Origin of the sequence: Luteibacter sp. (assembly GCF_051958795.1) — a bacterium.
In the GTDB taxonomy this organism is placed as follows: domain Bacteria; phylum Pseudomonadota; class Gammaproteobacteria; order Xanthomonadales; family Rhodanobacteraceae; genus Luteibacter.
This window is the reverse complement of record NZ_JBQCFT010000258.1, coordinates 21749-39064: the sequence shown is the minus strand read 5'-3', so window position 1 is coordinate 39064 and position 17316 is coordinate 21749. Positions and strand designations below refer to the sequence as shown.

The following is a 17316-nucleotide window of genomic DNA, read 5'->3' as shown; positions in this document are numbered from 1 at the left end:
GCCATTTCCGATGCCGGCCCGGCCATGCTCGTGGCTCTGGCCCGCATGGCGCAGGGGCCGGCGGATATCGGCCTCTATGCGGCCGGCGCGGTGCTGGCGGCGCTGGTCGCGCTGCCGTTGGGCCGCCGCCGTGGCTGACTTCAGACCGGGTAAATGCCGGCCGGGCAAGATGGGCTTGCACACGACGTCAACCGGCGGTCGCCGACCGCGTTTAGCAAGGTGAAACCAGGCCGTCTGGAGCACGAGGATGGCAAGACTGACGACGCGGAGAAAGCCGTGAACGGCTCGCTCGCGCTCGATAGTGCCTCCCTCGAGGAACTGCGCGATGTCCCTGCCAGCATGGATGCGTTCCTTGCGGCGATCGAACGCCGTGCGTGGCGCATGGCCGAGATCCACCTCGGCAACCGTGACGACGCGCTGGACGCGGTGCAGGACGCCATGCTGCGCCTCGTAAGGCATTACGGCGAGAAGCCGGCGCAGGAGTGGACGCCGCTGTTCTGGGGCATCCTGCGCCGCCGGATCGTCGACCTGCAGCGCCGCCGCAAGGTCCGCTCGATCGTCGTGGGCTGGATCGGCGGGGGGCAGGACGACGATGGCGCCGACCTGCCCGTCTGGGAACCCGCGGACGACGCGCCGGATCCCTCGGCGCGGCTGCAGGATTCGCAGGCCTATGGCGACATCGTCGAGGCCGTGCGCAAGTTGCCGCGGCGGCAGCGCGAAGCATTCACCTTCCGCATCATGGAAGGCCTGGATGTCGCGGAAACCGCCGCCGCCATGGGTTGCTCCGATGGCAGCGTAAAGACACACCTTTCGCGCGCGATGCATGCGCTGCGCGAACACCTGGAGGCATGGCGATGAGCCAGCACGATCACGAACTCGAACGCCGCGCGAGGGATCTCTATCTCCGCGCCAGCCGCGACGTGGACCCGGCCACGGCCGGGCGCCTGCGCGCCGCGCGCCGCACGGCGCTGGCCGGCCCCACCGCGCACTCGGCCGCCCGCCGCCTCCTGATCCCCGCCGGCGCGTTCGCGGTGGTGGCGCTCGCCACGCTGATGGTGTGGCAGCCGCTGGGCGGTCCGTCCTCGGCCCCGCCCGCCGTGATGCAGGCGGCGGATGGCAGCGACCCTACCGACCTGCCGCCCGATGCCGACAGCACCGATCCCAGCCTGTACAAGGACCTGCAGTTCTACAGCTGGCTGGCTTACAACGATGCCGGCAGCCAGGGCCGGAGCAACAAGTGAGCACCATGCGCCGCCTTGTCCTGCCCTTCGCACTGCTGTTGGCGTCGGCCACGCCGCTTGCCGCCAGCGCGCAAGCCATGCCGCCGTCACCGTCGGAGGACTTCCGGCCGCCGGATGACCGCCGCCCGCTGCCGCCGCCGCGCCCGTGGGCGCAGCTCACGGCGGATGAGAAGGACATTCTTTCGCCGCTGGCGAAGAATTGGGATACGTTTCCGCCGCAGCGACAGTCGCGCATGCTCGACAAGGCGCAGCGCTGGCGCGGCCTGCCGCCCGAACGCCGGGCCGAAATCCGTGACCGGATCGCCCACTGGCAGCAGATGACGCCTGAGGAGCGCGCGCAGGCGCGGCGAAACCAGCAGAAGTTCAACGACCTGCCGCCGGAGCAGCGGCAGAAGCTGCACGATGCGTTCGAGCGCTTCCGCAACCTGCCGCCGGACCAGCGCCGCGCGCTGGTGGAGCAGTGGCGCAACCAGACCCCGGAGCAGCGCCACGAAGCGCTCGATCACCTGGGCCCCAACGATGCCCTGCCCCCGCCCCCGCCGCCGCGCGACCGCTGATAAAATGGCGGGATGAACCAGCCTACCCTGGATATCCTCACCACCCGCCGTTCCGTGCCTTCGCGCCAGCTCGGCGAACCCGCCCCCGACGATGCCACCCTGCGCCGCCTGGTCGAGGCCGCGATTCGCGTGCCCGACCACGGCAAGCTCGTGCCGTTCCGCATCCGCGTCCTGCGCGGCGACGCCAAGCACGCCTTCGGGCGGAAGCTGGCGAAAATGGCCGTGGAGGCCAACCCGGACCTCTCCGAAGCCAAGCGCGAGAAAGAACAGCGCCGCTATGAGTTCGCCCCGCTCGTGCTGGTGGTCTCGGCCAGGATCGACCCCGAGAGCAAGGTGCCCGAGCTCGAGCAGAACCTTACCGCCGGCTGCGTCGCCTATAACCTGTTGCTCGGCGCGCAGGCACTGGGGTTTGGCGCGCAGTGGCTGACCGGCTGGGCCGCCTACGATCGCGACGTGGCGAAGCTGCTGGGAATGAAGAAGCACGAACACGTCGTCGGCTTCATCCATATCGGCACGCCATCGATGGAGGCGCCGGAGCGTGATCGTCCCGCGTACGCCGATATCGAGGAGACGTGGGAACCGTGACCGGCAACGATACCGTCCACCTGGTCGATGGCAGCCTGTACGTCTTCCGTGCCTGGCATTCCATGCCAGATGAGTTCCACGACCACGATGGCGAGCCGGTCAACGCGGTGCATGGCTTCACGCGATTCCTCTGTGAACTGCTCGAACGCAGCCGCGCGGAACACATCGCCGTCGCGTTCGATGCATCGCTGACGACGTCGTTCCGCAACACCATTTACCCGGCCTACAAGGCCAACCGTGAGCTCCCGCCGCCGCAACTGGTGCGCCAGTTCGCGCTGTGCCGCGACATCTCGGCCGCGCTGGGCCTGACCGTGCTCAACGACCACCAGTACGAAGCCGACGACCTGATCGGCAGCGCGCTGTGGGGCCTGCGCGTCCACGGTTTTCGTGGCGTGATCGTTTCGGCGGACAAGGATTTTGGCCAGTTGCTGGGCGAGCACGACCTGCAGTGGGATTTCGCGAAGGATCTGCGCTGGGGCCCTGCCGGCGTTTTCGACAAGCTGGGCGTGCATCCGCACCAGGTGGCGGATTACCTGGCGCTTTGCGGCGACGCGGTGGACAACATCCCGGGCGTTCCCGGCATCGGTGCCAAGACCGCGGCCGCGCTGCTCGCGCATTTCGGCAGCCTGGATGCGCTGCTCGAGCGGGTGGATGAAGTGCCGTACCTGCGTATCCGCGGCGCCGCGGCGTGTGCCGCCCGCCTGCGCGAGCACGCGGAACTGGCACTGCTCTACCGCCGCCTCACCCGGATTGCGCTTGACGTCGCAGTGGCGGAAACCGCCGACGCGCTGAGCCGCCGCCAGGGCGATGCAGGCGCCGTCGACGAGCTGTGCGAACGCATCCGCTTCGGGCCGATGACCCGCTCGCGCCTGCGGGCGTTGCTGTAACGCCCATCGCGCGTAGGAGCCCACCCTGTGGGCGACGCCGTTCGCGTAAGAGCCGCAGGATCTGTGGCATCCGGCGAAAGATGTCGCCCACAGGGTGGGCTCCTACGCGATGCCCTGCCCGGTCACACGGCCGAGATGGTTTCTCGACCATACTCCCCCGATCGCCTCAAGGAGCCCGCCATGCAGACCAGCCCGCTGCCCCATGCCTCGCCCATTCCCGACGATGCCAGCCTGCCCGAGGAAACGCTGTTTTCCGGCAAGTGGCTGACCCTGAAGAAGCGCGGGCGGTGGGAGTATGCGTCGCGCAATAACCCGGGCGGCGCGGTGATCATCCTGGCGGTGACACCCGACGACAAGGTCATCTTCGTCGAGCAGTACCGCGTCTCGATCCTCGCCAACACGATCGAAATGCCTGCTGGCCTGGTGGGCGACCTGGAAGGCGCCGAGGACGAGGATGTGCTGCTGGCCGCCGAGCGCGCACTCGAGGAAGAAACCGGTTACGCCTGCGGACGCATGGAGTTCGTGCACGAGGGCCCGTCGTCCTCCGGCATGAGCACCGAGATGATCGCCTTCGCCCGCGCCTGGGACCTGAAGAAAGTCGGCAAGGGCGGCGGCGACGAGACCGAAAACATCATTGTCCACGAAGTACCGCGCTCCGAAGCGGGCAAATGGCTGTTCGACCGCGCGGCGGAAGGCTTCTCGATCGACGCCAAGCTGTTCGCCGGGCTGTGGTTCATCGAGCACCCGGAAGCGCACAAGCGCTGACCAGACGCCATCTTCCGTAGGAGCCCACCCTGTGGGCGACAGCTTTTCGCCTTGCCGCCACAGGTCCTGGACGGTATCGCGAACAGCGTCGCCCACAGGGTGGGCTCCTACTTTTCCAATGTGTCAATTCTTGCCCCAACCCCCTCCCCCGGTTAGCCTTTCCCATGGCCTGAACCGGCACCCCGCATGACCGTCCGCTTTGCCCACCTCCACCTTCACAGCGAATACTCGCTGGTCGACTCGACGATCCGCATCAAACAGCTGATCGCCGCGTGCGTGCGCGCCGGTATGCCGGCGGTCGCGCTGACCGACGAGAACAACATGTTCGGGTTGGTGAAGTTCTACAAGCAGTGCGTGGCGGCGGGCATCAAGCCCATCGGCGGCAGCGATGTCTGGGTCTCCAGCCCGGATGATCCGCGCCCCTGGCGCCTCACTCTTATCTGCCAGGACCGCGACGGTTACCTCAACCTCTCGCGGCTGGTGTCGCGCGCCTGGCGCGAAGGCCAGGGCACCGGCCGCGCGCTGGTCGACGCCAGCTGGCTCACGGCCGACGCCCTCTCCGGGCTCATCGCCATGACCGGCCGCGAGAGCGAGATCGCCCGCGTCGCCCTGGGTGCCGGCTTGCCGGCCGCCTCCGCGAAGCTCGGCTTCCTTGCCCGGCTGTTCCCGGACCGCCTGTACCTGGAACTCACCCGCACGGGTCGAGAAAACGAGGAGACCTGGGTGCGCGCGGCCATGGCGCTGGCCGGCCAGCACGGCCTGCCGGTCATCGCCAGCAACGATGTGCGTTTCCTCGAGCGTTCCGGCTTCGAATCACACGAAGCGCGCACCTGCATCCACCAGGGCCGCGTACTCGCCGACCCCAAACGCCCGCGCTTTTACAGCGAGGAGCAGTACTTCAAGTCGGCCGAGGAAATGGCCGAGCTGTTCGCGGATATCCCCGAGGCGCTCGAGAACACCGTCGAGCTGGCGAAGCGCTGCAACCTCGAGCTTTCGTTCGGCACGTACTACCTGCCCGACTTCCCGGTGCCCGAGGGCCACACCCTCGATACGTATATCCGCGAGCAGGCGCAGAAAGGCCTGGAAGAACGCCTCGCGGTGAACCCGCTCGCCCCGGGCAAGACGCTCGAGGATTACCAGGCGCGCCTCGACCGCGAGGTCGACGTCATCATCCGCATGGGCTTCCCCGGTTACTTCCTGATCGTGGCGGACTTCATCGGCTGGGGTAAGGACAACGGCATCCCCGTGGGTCCTGGCCGCGGTTCGGGTGCGGGCTCGCTCGTGGCGTGGGTGCTGAAGATCACCGATCTGGATCCGCTCCAGTTCGAGCTGCTGTTCGAGCGCTTCCTGAACCCCGAACGCGTGTCGATGCCCGACTTCGACATCGACTTCTGCATGGACCGCCGCGACGAGGTCATCGACTACGTCTCGCGCAAATACGGCCGCGACCACGTCAGCCAGATCATCACCTACGGCTCGATGGCCGCGAAGGCGGTGCTGCGCGATTCCGGCCGCGTGCTCGGCATGGGCTACGGCCAGGTCGATCGCCACGCCAAGCTGATCCCGGCGCGCCCGCTCGACCTCACCCTGGGCGATGCCCTGGGCCGCACGGAGAAGTCGAAGAAAGAACCCGATCGCGTGGTGAAGGAGTTCTGCGAGATCTACGAGACCGAGGAAGAGTCGCGCACCCTCATCGATCTCGCATTGAGCCTGGAAGGCCTCACCCGCAACGCCGGCAAGCACGCCGGCGGCGTGGTGATCGCGCCCACGCCGCTCACCGATTTCGCCCCGCTGTATTGCGAACCCAGCGGCGAAGGCGTGGTGACGCAGTACGACAAGGATGACGTCGAGGCCGTCGGCCTGGTGAAGTTCGACTTCCTCGGCCTGCGCACGCTCACGATCATCGACTGGGCCGTCAAGGCCATCAACAAGCGCCGTGCCGTCGAAGGCACCGAGCCGCTGAACATCGATACGCTGCCGCTGGATGACCCCAAGGTCTACGACCTGCTGAAGAAGGCGCAGACCGTCGCCGTCTTCCAGCTCGAATCGCGCGGCATGCAGGGCATGCTCAAGGAAGCGCAGGCCGACCGTTTCGAGGACATCATCGCGCTGGTGGCGCTGTACCGCCCCGGCCCGATGGACCTCATCCCCAGCTTCTGCGCGCGCAAGCACGGCAAGGAAGCGGTGGAATACCCCGACCCGCGCGTCGAGCCCATCCTGAAAGAGACCTACGGCATCATGGTCTACCAGGAGCAGGTGATGCAGATGGCGCAGATCGTGGGTGGTTACACCCTCGGCGGCGCCGACCTGCTCCGCCGCGCCATGGGTAAGAAAAAAGCCGAGGAGATGGTGAAGCACCGCGCCACCTTCCGCGAAGGTGCCGCGAAGGACGGCATCGACGGCGACAAGGCGGACTCCATCTTCGACCTGATGGAAAAGTTCGCGGGCTACGGCTTCAACAAGTCGCACGCGGCTGCATATGCGCTGGTCTCGTACCAGACCGCTTGGCTGAAGGCGCACTACCCCGCCGAGTTCATGGCCGCGACGATCTCGTCGGACATGGATAACACCGAGAAGGCCGTCACCTTCCTCGATGAAACGCGCGCCATCGGCATCAAGGTGCTGCCGCCGGACGTGAACGCCTCGGAGTGGATGTTCGAGGCAGTCGAACCGCGCGTGGTGCGTTACGGCCTGGGCGCGATCAAGGGCGTGGGCCAGGGCATCTGCGAAGAGATCGCGGCCGAGCGCAAGGCGCGCGGCCCGTTCAAGGGTCTCGTCGATTTCTGCCAGCGCATCGGTTCGAACAAGCTCAACAAGCGCGTGATGGAAGCGCTGGTGCAGTCCGGCGCGCTCGACGCGCTGGGCGAGAACCGCGCGACGCTGGTGATGCATATCCCGGAAGCCATGCGCGCCGCCGACCAGGAAGCGAAGAACCGCGCTTCGGGCCAGGTCGATATCTTCGGCAACGCGTTCGGCGATGCCGAGGCACCCAGCATCATCGAGCTTTCCGGTTCGGTGCCGGAGTGGCCGCTTGAGCAGTTGCTGCAGGGCGAGCACGACACGCTCGGCCATTACCTCTCGGGCCACCCGACCGATCCCTGGACCACCGAACTGGCCCAGCTCGGCAGCTGCCCGATCGGCGAGATCCCGCACCGCTACCAGCCACCCAAGCCGCGCCGCAACGATGACGACGAAGGCAGCCGCTTCCGTCGCAGCCCGGAGACGCCGTGGACGGTCGCCGGCATGGTGGTCGGCATGCGCAAGCGCGGCGACAGCGATGCATTCGTGCAGATCGAGGACGCCACCGGCCTGCTCGAGACCAGCTTCTTCCGCGAAGTGTTCACCGATGCGGCACCGCTGCTAACGCGCGGCAACATCATCGTGGTGGAAGGTGGCTTGCGCATCGATGATTTCGCGGGTGGCTACCAGTTGCGCGCGCGCAAGGCCTATTCGCTTTCGGATGCGATGGAACACTTCGGGCGCCTGCTCACGCTGAAGCTCAACGGCGTGGACGAGGATTTCCCGAAGCGTTTGAAGCACGCGCTGATGGGGTTCCGCGGCGGCCGCACGCCGCTGATGCTTTCCGGCTACCGCAACCTGGTGGGCCAGGCCAGCCTGGAACTCGGCGACGAATGGCGCGTCCGTGCCCTGCCCGACCTGGTCCGCACGCTGCGCACGTTGCCGGGCGTACTTGGCACGGAACTGCGCCTGGTACGCCCGGCGGACTAGCTACTGACCCGCCGCATCGCGTTTACGAACGCGGGCGGCATGCCTGGTCAGCCTGCGTCCACGCCGACGCTTTCGACGACGTAGACATCATCCACCTGCACCTGCGTGCCCGTGATGCTGTCGTTGGCCAGCGTGACGTGCACGTGCGGCGCCCCGCCGAACGGCTTGCCCGTCACGAACAGCTCGCCGACGCTCCACTCGCCACGGGTGACACGTACGGATGTGCCGCCGAGATCGATCTTTTGCTTACCGGTGTCGTCCGACACAGCCACCCGCACGTCGATGCTGCCGTCGGCGCTCTCACCGAGCACGCGGAAGCGGATCGCATACGTGGCATCCTGCGGCAGGTTGGCGGTGGGAATACCAACGGCCTGGCTGATTGCCGCGCCCACCGGCAACGCCGCGTAAGCGTTGCCGCTTGCGTCGTAACCGACGACGGGCAAGCCCTGGCGCTGCCAGCCGTTCAGGGCACCTGCGCTGAAATCGCCATCGCGCACAGGGAGCCGGCAGGCCTTGTCGTTACCGGCGCTGGAGCAAGCGGGGAGGCCCGAAGGATCCGGGCTGGTGCTGGCCAGCGCGGGCAAGGTTGCAGCGGCACACAGGACAAACAGGGCCGCGGCCGGGGTTGTATAGCGCATGATCACTCCTTTGTTCATGGGTAGAACTGCCTGCGGCCCGGTGGCAGCGCCGCAGGCATCGTGCTTAGCCGTGGCCAACACTGACGTTGTCGATGGAGATGGCGCTGCCGGCAGAATTCACGAACTCGATCCGCAACGCTGCCGGGGATCCGCCCGGATCGGCGACGCGGAAGGTGTGCGTGTTGCCGTCCGGATCGGGCGTAGCGTTGGTGCTGAGCAAGGTCGTTACCTGGCCGCCGTCCGCGATAAGCTGCAGACGAACACCGAGCGCGCCCCTGGCCGCATTGCCGGCAGTCGAGGTATCGAAGCGGACGACGAAATCGCCGACACCGCGCACTCGCGTCTCCTGCCACATCGACTGTCCCGGCTTGAGGACGGCGAACTTGTTGTTCACCTGCGAGCCCACCCAGGCCCGGTAGGGGCCGCGATCGACCAGGTAGGTGAGCTTTCCGGTGAATTGCCAACCCTCGAGGCGGTCGAGTTCGTAGTCGGTACGGGTGCCATCGTTGCGTACATCGATGTGCACTTTCTCGAAATCGCCGTTCGTGAGGCTGGTGGCGAAGGCGGGCGAGGCCGTGGCCAGCGCGAGGGCGGCGAGGGGGAGGATGCGGTTCAACATGGTGTCACTCCTTGACATGGATGGTTGGGCGGCTATCGCGAAGAGGAAAGCCGCACCGCCATTGGAGCAGGACGGCCCCGAAACTAGGGCGGGGACTACAGCGTTAGGGATGTTCCCCTACAAGCTCTTCGGAATCCCCCTTCACGGCCCCGCGAAACATCCTTTCAGATCATTCACTTACAAACCCGTCCCGCACCGTACTGCGGCGCACACCCACATCCTTGTGCCCCGGCTATAATGTCGGGTCTTGCCCGGAACCCTCGTATTCCATGAATCCCAACTTCCTCGATTTCGAACAACCCATCGCCGAACTGGAAGCGAAGATCGAAGAGCTTCGCCACGCCAGCAGTGGCCAGGCGTTCAATATCGACGAAGAAGTGGCGCGCCTGCGCGAGAAGCTGAAGCTGAAGACCGCCGAGATCTTCCGCAACCTCTCGCCGTGGCAGATCAGCCAGCTGTCGCGCCACCCGGCGCGCCCGTACACCCTCGATTACATCCAGGGCATGTGCGAGGAGTTCCATGAACTCAAGGGCGACCGCATGTTCGCGGACGACCAGGCGATCGTGGGTGGCCTGGCCCGCATCAATGGCCGCTCGGTCATGGTCGTGGGCCACCAGAAGGGCCGCGATACCAAGACCAAGGTGAAGCGCAACTTCGGCATGCCCCGTCCCGAGGGCTACCGCAAGGCGCTGCGCCTGTTCAAGCTGGCCGAACGCTTCCATATCCCGGTGTTCACCTTCATCGACACCGCCGGCGCCTGGCCGGGCATCAATGCCGAAGAGCGCGGCCAGTCCGAAGCCATCGCCCGCAACCTGCTGGAAATGGCCGAGCTGAAGGTGCCGGTGATCTGCACCGTCACCGGCGAAGGCGGCTCGGGCGGCGCGCTGGCCATCGGCGTGGGCGATCGCGTGAACATGCTGCAGTACTCCACGTACTCGGTCATCACGCCGGAAGGCTGCGCTTCCATCCTGTGGAAGAGCGCGGACAAGGCGAAGGACGCCGCCGAGGTCATGGGCCTCACGGCACCGCGCATCCTCGAGAACGGCCTGATCGACAAGATCGTCCGCGAGCCGCTGGGTGGCGCCCACCGCAACCCGCAGAGCATGGCCACCCGCCTCAAGGCCGTGCTGCTCAACCAGCTCGATGAGCTGGAGAAGCTGCCGGTGAACGAACTGCTCGAGCAGCGCTACGAGCGCCTGCGCAGCTACGGCGCGTTCACGGAATAAGCCCACCCCGCGCGCACGCGGCTGTCACCGCGGCGCGCTACCATGGCGGCTCGCACCAGGGAGCCGGCCATGGCCAACGATGTGACCCAGAAGCTCGCCGTACTGATCGACGCGGACAACGCGCGCCCGGCGATCGTGAACGGCCTGCTCGCCGAGGTGGCGAAGTACGGCACGGCGCACGTCAAACGCATCTATGGCGACTGGACGGGGCCGAACCTCAATGGCTGGAAGTCCGCCCTGCTCGATCACTCGATCCAGCCGATCCAGCAGTTCGCGTACACCTCGGGCAAGAACGCGACCGATTCGGCCATGATCATCGACGCGATGGATCTGCTGTATTCGGAACGCTTCGACGGCTTCTGCATCGTGTCCAGCGATAGCGACTTCACCCGGCTGGCCTCGCGCATCCGCGAAGCGGGCCTGCTGGTGTACGGCTTTGGCGAGTTGAAGACGCCCAAGCCCTTCGTATCGGCGTGCGACAAGTTCATCTACACCGAGGTGCTCGCCAGCGAGGATGATGACGAGAAGGAAGCGCCCGCCGCGCCCAGATCCGCGAAGGAACTGCGCGGCGATACCCGCCTGGTGAACAACCTGCGCGGGGCGGTCACGGATGCGTCGGATGAAAGCGGCTGGGCGGCGCTCGGCGGCGTCGGCAGCATCCTCAACAAACGCATGTCGGACTTCGATTCGCGCAATTACGGATTCTCGAAACTGAGCGGTCTCATCCAGGGCATCGGCCTGTTCGATGTCGAAGAGCGCCAGCACGGGAATGCCAAGCACGTCTACGTCAAGCTGCGCGCCAAGGGCAAATGAGCGTTTCACTCACCGACCACCTCGCCGCCGCACTGGCGGAACACGACGATACGCCGCTCGTCGTCGCCTATAGCGGCGGCCCGGATTCAACGGCGCTGCTCCATGCACTGGCGCTGCAGGCACCACGGCCTGCCCTGCGCGCGCTGCATATCGACCACGGGCTGCAGGCGGAGAGCGGCCTCTGGGCAATGCACTGCCGGCGCTTCTGCGAATCGCTGGACGTGCCCTTCGAGTCGGTGCGGGTCAGCGTGGACCTTAGCCGTGGCGAAGGCACCGAAGGTGCGGCACGTCGCGCACGGCGCGCCGCCTTTGCTGCCGCGCTGCGGCCTGGCGAACGGCTCGTCCTCGCCCACCATCGCGATGACCAGGTCGAGACGGTGCTGCTGAAGCTCATGCGCGGCGCCGGCCCCGAGGGCCTTGCCGGCATGCGCGCCCTGCGCGCGCTCGGGGCCGGCGACCAGTGGCGTCCGCTGCTCGACCTGCCGCGTGAAGCGCTCCTCGACCATATCGCGCTGCACGCGCTCGACACGGTCCACGATCCGTCGAACGACGATCCCCGCGTCGCCCGCGCGTGGCTGCGCGGCACCGTGTTGCCCGCCCTGCGCGAACACTGGCCGCATGTCGCGCAGAGCGTGGTGCACAGTGCGCGCCTGTGCGGCGAAGCGGCGGCCTGCCTGCGTGACGGCTGGCTTGCCGCGTACGCTGAACTGCGTGGCGCGGACGGCAGCCTCGACGTGCCCGGCTGGCTCGCCCTGCCTCACGCATGGCGCGGCCCCCTGCTCGACCATTGGCTGCATGGCGCCGGCCTGTCCGCGCCGACCACGGCCCAGCGCGAGACGCTGGAACGCCAGGCCCGCGAAGCCGGCGCCGAGCGTTTGCCGCTGGTCGGCTGGCTGGATACCGAGGTGCGCGTCTGGCGCGGCCGCCTGTGGGCGATGCGGCGCCAGGGCACCTTCGACCAGCGCTGGTCGTCGACGTGGCACGGTGAACCCCTGGCGCTGCCCGGGGGCGGGTCACTCACCCTCGGCGGCCACCGGCTGGACGCGCCCGTGACCGTCCGTTACCGCCAGGGGGGCGAAAGCCTAAAGCCGGTCGGGGACCGACACACCCGGGAATTGCGCGACCTGTTCCAGCGGGCCGGTGTCCCGCCTTGGGAACGGCCACGGATCCCGCTGGTCGTGGCGGGCGATGCCGTCCTTGCCGTCGCCGACCGCTGGCTCAGCGAGGCCGTGAAATCCGTGTTCGACACCGCCGGCGCAGCGCCCCTGTGGCATCGCGGCGATTGATCGAAACGCCCATGTGAGCTAGTTTTGCCGCCATGCCGAAGTCCCCTGCCGCCACCGTTCCCGCGCCGTCCATCGCCGAATTCGAGCACTCGCTCGATGAGCTCGAGCAACTGGTCACGCGCATGGAAGGCGGCGAGCTCAGCCTGGACGAATCGCTGAAATCCTTCGAGCGGGGCATCGGCCTCTACCGGCAGTGCCAGACGGCGCTGGAGCAGGCCGAGCTACGCGTGCGCCTGCTGCTCGACCCCGAAGCCCCCGATACCGCCGAACCCTTTGACTCCCGCATCGACTGACCTGCCGGCGCCGCTGAAGGCGCTGGCCGGCCGGGCTGACGACGCGCTTGCGCGCGTGCTGCCCGGCGACGACCTGCCGCCGACCGAACTGCACCGCGCCATGCGCTATGCGGTGCTGGGTGGCGGCAAGCGCCTGCGCCCCCTGCTCGTCTACGCCGCAGGCCACGCGCTGGGCAGTGATGGCCCCATCCTCGATGCACCCGCCTGCGCGGTCGAGATCATCCATGCGTATTCGCTGGTCCACGACGACCTGCCGGCCATGGATGACGACGATATGCGCCGCGGCCGACCGACCTGCCACATCGTGTTCGGCGAGGCCATGGCGATCCTGGCAGGTGATGCCCTACAGGCGCTCGCGTTTGAAATCCTTTCCGCCTCACCCGAGAGTGACGATGCCACCCAGCGCATCGCCATGCTGCGTACGCTCGGTGCCGCCTGCGGCGCGGAAGGCATGGCGGGTGGCCAGGCGTTCGATCTCTCCGCGGTGGGCCGCAAGCTCACCCTCGAAGAGCTCGAGCGCATGCACGCCTACAAGACCGGGGCACTGATTCGCGCGTCGGTGCGCCTGGGCGCGCTGGCGGCAGGGTGCCGCGACGACGATCTGCTCGCGCGCCTCGACCGCTACGGCCACGCCGTCGGCCTGGCCTTCCAGGTACGCGACGACATCCTCGATATCGAAGGCGAGTCCGCCGTCATCGGCAAGACCGCCGGCAAGGACGCCGCCGCCGACAAGCCGACGTTCCCGTCGATTATTGGGCTCGACGCATCGCGGGCACGGCTCCGGGAACTTGTCGACGAGTCACTCGAAGCCATCGCGCCGCTCGGCGTGCGGGGCGAATGGCTGGCCGAACTGGCTCGTTATTCCGCAGCACGCGGGCATTAATCGGCCGCGGATTGTCGCGCTGATCGTACGCGGCCTCGTGCATTAAAGGATCGCAGCGAGGCCCTTGTCGGCGACCACGTTCAGCAGCTTCAGTGCCGGACCGGTCGGACGTGTTTCGCCCTGCTCCCACTTGCGCACGGTCGATGCGGTCGTATGGAGATGGTGCGCAAACACCGGCTGGCTAAACCGGAGCTTTTCGCGCAGCTGCTTGATATCCGAAGCGCTGAAATCGCGAACGGGCGGCGGGCAGATCGCCTCGAACTCACGCATGGTCACTTTGTTGATGGCGCCTGCCTGATGCAGCGCCACCATGGTTTCGCGCATGGACTCAATGATGCGGCTCACAACATACCTCCAGTAATTGACGCGTTTCGCAAGCTACCCAAAGCGCCTCATGAGAAAGTTCGAGGAAGGCCTTGCCCGCGAACCGCATCACTTTCAACTCGTCCAGCGTGACGTTTTCCTTGTCGCATTTAGCGAAGCCATGCAGGAAGACGTAACGATGACCGATGCGAACTGAAAGAAGCGTACGGTAGCCACCGCTCTTGCCGCTCCCAGTGCGAGCGATGCGCTTCTTGAACAGCGCGCCACCAAGGTCGGCGTCAATCAAACCACGCTCCATCTCACGCACAGCCTTGCACAGCGAGGCGTCGGAAATGCCCTGATCGGCTTGCCAGCGAGAAAACCCTTTCTGCTTGAGCACCCGGGGCACCCTGCGGCTATAACCATACCCTTTTCGGGCACACTTTTCCATCGCGCGATATCCTGATGACTAGGACGACGCAGCGTGCCGATCCATGTCGTTTGGATATGCCGGGGTGCAACTCGACTACGTGTAGGCGAAGCCCGACGCGGGCTGACCCAGACGCAAAAAACCCCGCATCAGCGGGCTTTTTTGCGAACACGTCGGCGGGCTCAGCTAATCAGCCGCAATGTATACGGGTACCGATAGCTGCCATCGGCGCTGACCTTCAGCGCGGCGACGATCGAGAACACGAGGTTCGCGAGCCATACAAGGCCCCACAACAGGCCACCGATCAGGACGACCATAAGGATGGCGCTGATGAAATACGCCAGAACGATCGTGATCTGGAAGTTCAGGGCTTCCTTAGCCTCGCGCACCAGGTACCGCTTGTCCTCACGATCCTTGAAGACAAACCAGACGACCAGCGGCACGACCACGCTGAAGAATGGCCCCGACAGATGCGTCAGCATCGCGATGTTCTTGTCATCGGAACTGGGCGCGGCGAACGGCGGCGCGGGCTCGTACGGCGGTGGCGCGGGCGGCGGTGGAACCTGATCGGACGGGGTACTCATGGCGCGACTCCCTGGGCGATGTCGGCCCCACTCTCCGGGTTGCCCCGGCCCCCTGTCAACCCGACTTGCGGCACGGGGGCAGGAAGTCATGCCCCCTCGGGCCGCGGGCTACTCGCCCGCGATGGTCATGTTCTCGATGAGCCAGGAGCCGGTAAGGATGTGCGAACGGCGATCCACGTCGCCACCCACGGCGACCAGGTTCGCGTACATGTCCCGCAGATTCGCGGCGATCGTGATCTCTTCCACCGGATACGCTATTTCGCCGTTCTCGACCCAGAAGCCCGAAGCGCCACGCGAGTAATCGCCAGTGATGATCGACACGCCCTGCCCCATCACCTCGGTGACGAGCAGGCCCGTGCCGAGCTTTTTCAGCATGGCCGCGAAGTCGTCCCCGCCGTTGGCGACGACGAGGTTATGCACCCCGCCCGCGTTACCGGTGGTCTGCAGGCCCAGCTTGCGCGCCGAGTAGCTGCCCAGGATGTAGCGGGAAAGCACGCCATCGACGACGAGCGGCGAGTCCACCGTGGCCACGCCTTCGGCATCGAAGACGGACGAGCCAAAGCCGCCCGGGATGAGGGGTTTCTCATCGATGCGCATCCACGACGGCAGGATCTGCTTGCCCACGTGATCGAGCAGGAAGCTGGAACGGCGGTAGAGCGAGCCACCGCTCACGGCCCCCAGCAGGTGGCCGATCAGGGATCGCGAGATTTCCGGCGCAAACAGGACAGGCGCCTGGCGGGTGCTGAGCCGGCGTGCGCCCAGGCGCGACAGCGTCCGCTCAGCCGCTTTCCGGCCCAGGGCGGCGGCATCCATGAACTGGCGGGCGTCACGGACGCTGTCGTACCAGTAGTCACGCTGCATGCCCTCGTCGTCGCCAGCGATCAGCGCCACGGAGAGCGAATGGCGGGTGCCGCGCTCGCGGCCCAGGAAGCCGTGCGAGTTGGCGTAGACCGAGAGGCTCTGCCCCGCATTGACGCTGGCGCCATCGGAATTGGTGATGCCATCGAGGTCACGGCCGGCGTTCTCGATATCGCAGCCCAGCGCGATCGCCTCATCGACGCCCAGCTCCCAGGGGTGCCAGAGATCGAGATCCGGGAACGTGGTCGCCATGCGGTCGGCGTCGGCCAGGCCGGCGGCCGGGTCTTCCTCGGTGAACCGGGCGATGGCGCAGGCCTGGTCGATCGTGGCCTGGATCGAATCCGGGTTGAGGTCCGCCGTGCTGGCCGAGCCCTTGCGCTGGCCGAAGAACACCGTGAGGGCGAAGCCACGGTCGCGGGTGTGCTCCACGGTCTCGACCTCACCCAGCCGCACGTTCACGTTCAGGCCCACGTCGACGCTGGCGGAAACCTCGGCCTGGGTGGCGCCCGCGGCGCGCGCCCGGCGGATCGTATCCTCGGCCAGGCTGGCGAGGCGGTCGAGGTCCTGGTGGCTGGTGTCGAGGGTGGAAACTTGGCTCACGTGGGCTTCCCGGGGGCAGGCGGTTAGAATGGCAGGCCGCAGGCGGCCGAATCTCCCTAGTTGGGGGCGCGCCGCCCGAATACAAAGCAAACGCACCGCCCATGGTGCCATGGAAACCCTATGACCATCCGTGTCGGCTACTACCGCCACTTCAAGGGCATGCCCTACCGCGTGCTGGGCACGGCCCGGCACAGCGAGACCATGGAGGAACTGGTCGTGTACCAGGCCCTCTACGGCGAGCACGGCCTGTGGGTACGCCCCGCGGCCATGTTCGCGGAAACTGTTGAACACGAGGGCCGCGTGCAGCCGCGCTTTGCCTTCGAAGGTGAGGAGGTACAGCCATGAGGAACTGGGACAAGCCGCCGCCGAAGGACGACGACGAGGAAGATTTCGGCCCCAGCCGCACCGAGAACCGGCGCAATGCGCTGGATATCCTGAAGCTGGCCAACCAGCTGGTGGAACTGCCGCCCTCGCGCATTCCCAAGCTGAACCTGCCGGAAGACATCATCGACGAAATCGGCCGGACCCGTAAGGTCACGGCGCATATCGCCCGCAAGCGGCAGATGGCGTACCTGGCGAAGCTGATGCGGCGGCATGGTGACGAGGCGTTTGCCGATGCGCGTGCCGCGCTGGGCGAAGACCGCGATCGCCAGCGCCAGGAAGCCGCGCACATGCACCGCCTGGAGGCGGCGCGCGAGAAGCTGCTCGAAGGCGGCGACAGCGCGATGGGCGAGCTGTTCGACAAGCACCCGGAACTCGACCGCCAGCACCTGCGCTCGCTGGTGCGCCAGGCACGCGCCGAGCGCGAGGCGAACAAGCCGCTGCATGCGTTCCGGGAGATTTACCGGATCCTGAAAGAGCTCGAGGCCGCGTCGGACGAGTAAGGCCGCAAGCCGCCGAAACCTCGTAGGAGCCCCCCCTGTGGGCGACGCCGCTCGCGGAGGAGCTACAGGGCTCCAAGCGCTATCGCGAAAAAGATGTCGCCCACAGGGTGGGCTCCTACGGTGAGCGGCTGGAAA

At 66.8% G+C, this 17316-nt stretch carries 20 protein-coding genes; 14 read left to right on the top strand and 6 right to left on the bottom strand.

Annotated features, from left to right (window positions below; genetic code table 11):
* Window positions 1-276 precede the first annotated feature (276 nt).
* The 7 genes from ACTHLF_RS13630 to dnaE all read left to right on the top strand — a co-directional run bounded on the left by ACTHLF_RS13630 (window position 277) and on the right by dnaE (window position 7764).
* A complete protein-coding gene (locus ACTHLF_RS13630; RefSeq protein WP_440327888.1) occupies window positions 277-858 on the top strand; it encodes an RNA polymerase sigma factor in 582 nt (193 codons plus the stop codon).
* Window positions 855-1241, top strand: a complete 387-nt coding sequence (locus ACTHLF_RS13625; RefSeq protein ID WP_440327886.1) for a hypothetical protein — start codon at window positions 855-857, stop codon at window positions 1239-1241. The genes ACTHLF_RS13630 and ACTHLF_RS13625 overlap by 4 nt, the downstream gene beginning before the upstream one ends.
* A gap of 5 nt (window positions 1242-1246) precedes the next feature.
* Complete coding sequence (locus tag ACTHLF_RS13620; protein WP_440327887.1) at window positions 1247-1798, top strand: DUF3106 domain-containing protein; 552 nt, start codon at window positions 1247-1249, stop codon at window positions 1796-1798.
* A gap of 12 nt (window positions 1799-1810) precedes the next feature.
* Entirely contained in the window at window positions 1811-2383 is a 573-nt protein-coding gene (locus tag ACTHLF_RS13615; protein WP_440327885.1) for a nitroreductase family protein, read from the top strand.
* Window positions 2371-3270, top strand: a complete 900-nt coding sequence (locus ACTHLF_RS13610) for a 5'-3' exonuclease (protein ID WP_440327884.1) — start codon at window positions 2371-2373, stop codon at window positions 3268-3270. Before ACTHLF_RS13615 ends, ACTHLF_RS13610 begins: the two co-directional genes overlap by 13 nt.
* Before the next feature lie 180 nt (window positions 3271-3450).
* Window positions 3451-4035 (top strand): NUDIX hydrolase, encoded by a 585-nt coding sequence (locus ACTHLF_RS13605; protein ID WP_440327883.1) that lies wholly within the window; start codon window positions 3451-3453, stop codon window positions 4033-4035.
* A gap of 186 nt (window positions 4036-4221) precedes the next feature.
* Window positions 4222-7764, top strand: coding sequence for a DNA polymerase III subunit alpha (gene dnaE / locus ACTHLF_RS13600; protein ID WP_440327882.1), 3543 nt, complete (start codon window positions 4222-4224; stop codon window positions 7762-7764).
* 47 nt (window positions 7765-7811) lie between these two features.
* Here dnaE and ACTHLF_RS13595 read toward each other — a convergent pair whose 3' ends face one another.
* Both ACTHLF_RS13595 and ACTHLF_RS13590 read right to left on the bottom strand, forming a co-directional pair.
* Window positions 7812-8402 carry a hypothetical protein gene (locus tag ACTHLF_RS13595; protein ID WP_440327881.1) on the bottom strand — a complete coding sequence of 197 codons (591 nt, stop codon included), beginning with the start codon at window positions 8400-8402 and terminating at the stop codon, window positions 7812-7814.
* 64 nt (window positions 8403-8466) lie between these two features.
* Window positions 8467-9021 carry a hypothetical protein gene (locus tag ACTHLF_RS13590; protein ID WP_440327880.1) on the bottom strand — a complete coding sequence of 185 codons (555 nt, stop codon included), beginning with the start codon at window positions 9019-9021 and terminating at the stop codon, window positions 8467-8469.
* Window positions 9022-9290: 269 nt separating this feature from the next.
* Between ACTHLF_RS13590 and ACTHLF_RS13585 the strand changes: the two genes are divergently transcribed.
* The 5 genes from ACTHLF_RS13585 (at window position 9291) to ispA (ending at window position 13522) form a co-directional block, all read left to right on the top strand.
* Window positions 9291-10247 (top strand): acetyl-CoA carboxylase carboxyltransferase subunit alpha, encoded by a 957-nt coding sequence (locus ACTHLF_RS13585; RefSeq protein ID WP_440327879.1) that lies wholly within the window; start codon window positions 9291-9293, stop codon window positions 10245-10247.
* Window positions 10248-10316: 69 nt separating this feature from the next.
* Window positions 10317-11060, top strand: a complete 744-nt coding sequence (locus ACTHLF_RS13580) for an NYN domain-containing protein (RefSeq protein WP_440327878.1) — start codon at window positions 10317-10319, stop codon at window positions 11058-11060.
* Window positions 11057-12346, top strand: a complete 1290-nt coding sequence (gene tilS / locus ACTHLF_RS13575) for a tRNA lysidine(34) synthetase TilS (RefSeq protein ID WP_440327877.1) — start codon at window positions 11057-11059, stop codon at window positions 12344-12346. Before ACTHLF_RS13580 ends, tilS begins: the two co-directional genes overlap by 4 nt.
* A 32-nt stretch (window positions 12347-12378) precedes the next feature.
* Window positions 12379-12639: an exodeoxyribonuclease VII small subunit gene (locus ACTHLF_RS13570; RefSeq protein ID WP_440327876.1), complete on the top strand. Its 261-nt coding sequence runs from the start codon at window positions 12379-12381 to the stop codon at window positions 12637-12639.
* Window positions 12620-13522 carry a (2E,6E)-farnesyl diphosphate synthase gene (ispA, locus tag ACTHLF_RS13565; RefSeq protein ID WP_440327875.1) on the top strand — a complete coding sequence of 301 codons (903 nt, stop codon included), beginning with the start codon at window positions 12620-12622 and terminating at the stop codon, window positions 13520-13522. Before ACTHLF_RS13570 ends, ispA begins: the two co-directional genes overlap by 20 nt.
* A 42-nt stretch (window positions 13523-13564) precedes the next feature.
* On the opposite strand, the gene ACTHLF_RS13560 is transcribed toward ispA, so the two are convergent.
* From ACTHLF_RS13560 to pmbA, 4 genes are all read right to left on the bottom strand, one after another.
* On the bottom strand, window positions 13565-13867 hold the full coding sequence (locus ACTHLF_RS13560; protein ID WP_440327874.1) for a helix-turn-helix domain-containing protein: 303 nt from the start codon (window positions 13865-13867) through the stop codon (window positions 13565-13567).
* Window positions 13851-14225 carry a type II toxin-antitoxin system RelE/ParE family toxin gene (locus ACTHLF_RS13555; RefSeq protein ID WP_440327873.1) on the bottom strand — a complete coding sequence of 125 codons (375 nt, stop codon included), beginning with the start codon at window positions 14223-14225 and terminating at the stop codon, window positions 13851-13853. The genes ACTHLF_RS13560 and ACTHLF_RS13555 overlap by 17 nt, the downstream gene beginning before the upstream one ends.
* Window positions 14226-14437: 212 nt before the next feature.
* The gene (locus ACTHLF_RS13550) at window positions 14438-14839 is read right to left on the bottom strand and encodes a DUF4870 domain-containing protein (RefSeq protein ID WP_440327872.1); all 402 of its coding nucleotides are present in this window, start codon (window positions 14837-14839) and stop codon (window positions 14438-14440) included.
* A 108-nt stretch (window positions 14840-14947) separates the two neighbouring features.
* Window positions 14948-16297 (bottom strand): metalloprotease PmbA, encoded by a 1350-nt coding sequence (gene pmbA, locus ACTHLF_RS13545; RefSeq protein WP_440327871.1) that lies wholly within the window; start codon window positions 16295-16297, stop codon window positions 14948-14950.
* Window positions 16298-16417: 120 nt separating this feature from the next.
* Between pmbA and ACTHLF_RS13540 the strand changes: the two genes are divergently transcribed.
* Window positions 16418-16642: a DUF1653 domain-containing protein gene (locus ACTHLF_RS13540; RefSeq protein WP_440327870.1), complete on the top strand. Its 225-nt coding sequence runs from the start codon at window positions 16418-16420 to the stop codon at window positions 16640-16642.
* Window positions 16639-17181 carry a ribosome biogenesis factor YjgA gene (yjgA, locus tag ACTHLF_RS13535; protein WP_440327869.1) on the top strand — a complete coding sequence of 181 codons (543 nt, stop codon included), beginning with the start codon at window positions 16639-16641 and terminating at the stop codon, window positions 17179-17181. The genes ACTHLF_RS13540 and yjgA overlap by 4 nt, the downstream gene beginning before the upstream one ends.
* The last annotated feature ends 135 nt before the right edge of the window (window positions 17182-17316 follow it).

What these genes read in the sequence shown, in the direction of transcription:
- ACTHLF_RS13590 (WP_440327880.1), bottom strand. Translation starts at nt 9,021, where the DNA reads ATGTTGAACCGCATCCTCCCCCTCGCCGCCCTCGCGCTGGCCACGGCC.
- ACTHLF_RS13580 (WP_440327878.1), top strand. Translation starts at nt 10,317, where the DNA reads ATGGCCAACGATGTGACCCAGAAGCTCGCCGTACTGATCGACGCGGAC.
- yjgA (WP_440327869.1), top strand. Translation starts at nt 16,639, where the DNA reads ATGAGGAACTGGGACAAGCCGCCGCCGAAGGACGACGACGAGGAAGAT.
- ACTHLF_RS13585 (WP_440327879.1), top strand. Translation starts at nt 9,291, where the DNA reads ATGAATCCCAACTTCCTCGATTTCGAACAACCCATCGCCGAACTGGAA.
- ACTHLF_RS13595 (WP_440327881.1), bottom strand. Translation starts at nt 8,402, where the DNA reads ATGCGCTATACAACCCCGGCCGCGGCCCTGTTTGTCCTGTGTGCCGCT.
- tilS (WP_440327877.1), top strand. Translation starts at nt 11,057, where the DNA reads ATGAGCGTTTCACTCACCGACCACCTCGCCGCCGCACTGGCGGAACAC.
- ACTHLF_RS13605 (WP_440327883.1), top strand. Translation starts at nt 3,451, where the DNA reads ATGCAGACCAGCCCGCTGCCCCATGCCTCGCCCATTCCCGACGATGCC.
- ACTHLF_RS13550 (WP_440327872.1), bottom strand. Translation starts at nt 14,839, where the DNA reads ATGAGTACCCCGTCCGATCAGGTTCCACCGCCGCCCGCGCCACCGCCG.
- ACTHLF_RS13570 (WP_440327876.1), top strand. Translation starts at nt 12,379, where the DNA reads ATGCCGAAGTCCCCTGCCGCCACCGTTCCCGCGCCGTCCATCGCCGAA.
- ACTHLF_RS13625 (WP_440327886.1), top strand. Translation starts at nt 855, where the DNA reads ATGAGCCAGCACGATCACGAACTCGAACGCCGCGCGAGGGATCTCTAT.
- ACTHLF_RS13620 (WP_440327887.1), top strand. Translation starts at nt 1,247, where the DNA reads ATGCGCCGCCTTGTCCTGCCCTTCGCACTGCTGTTGGCGTCGGCCACG.
- ACTHLF_RS13540 (WP_440327870.1), top strand. Translation starts at nt 16,418, where the DNA reads ATGACCATCCGTGTCGGCTACTACCGCCACTTCAAGGGCATGCCCTAC.
- dnaE (WP_440327882.1), top strand. Translation starts at nt 4,222, where the DNA reads ATGACCGTCCGCTTTGCCCACCTCCACCTTCACAGCGAATACTCGCTG.
- ACTHLF_RS13615 (WP_440327885.1), top strand. Translation starts at nt 1,811, where the DNA reads ATGAACCAGCCTACCCTGGATATCCTCACCACCCGCCGTTCCGTGCCT.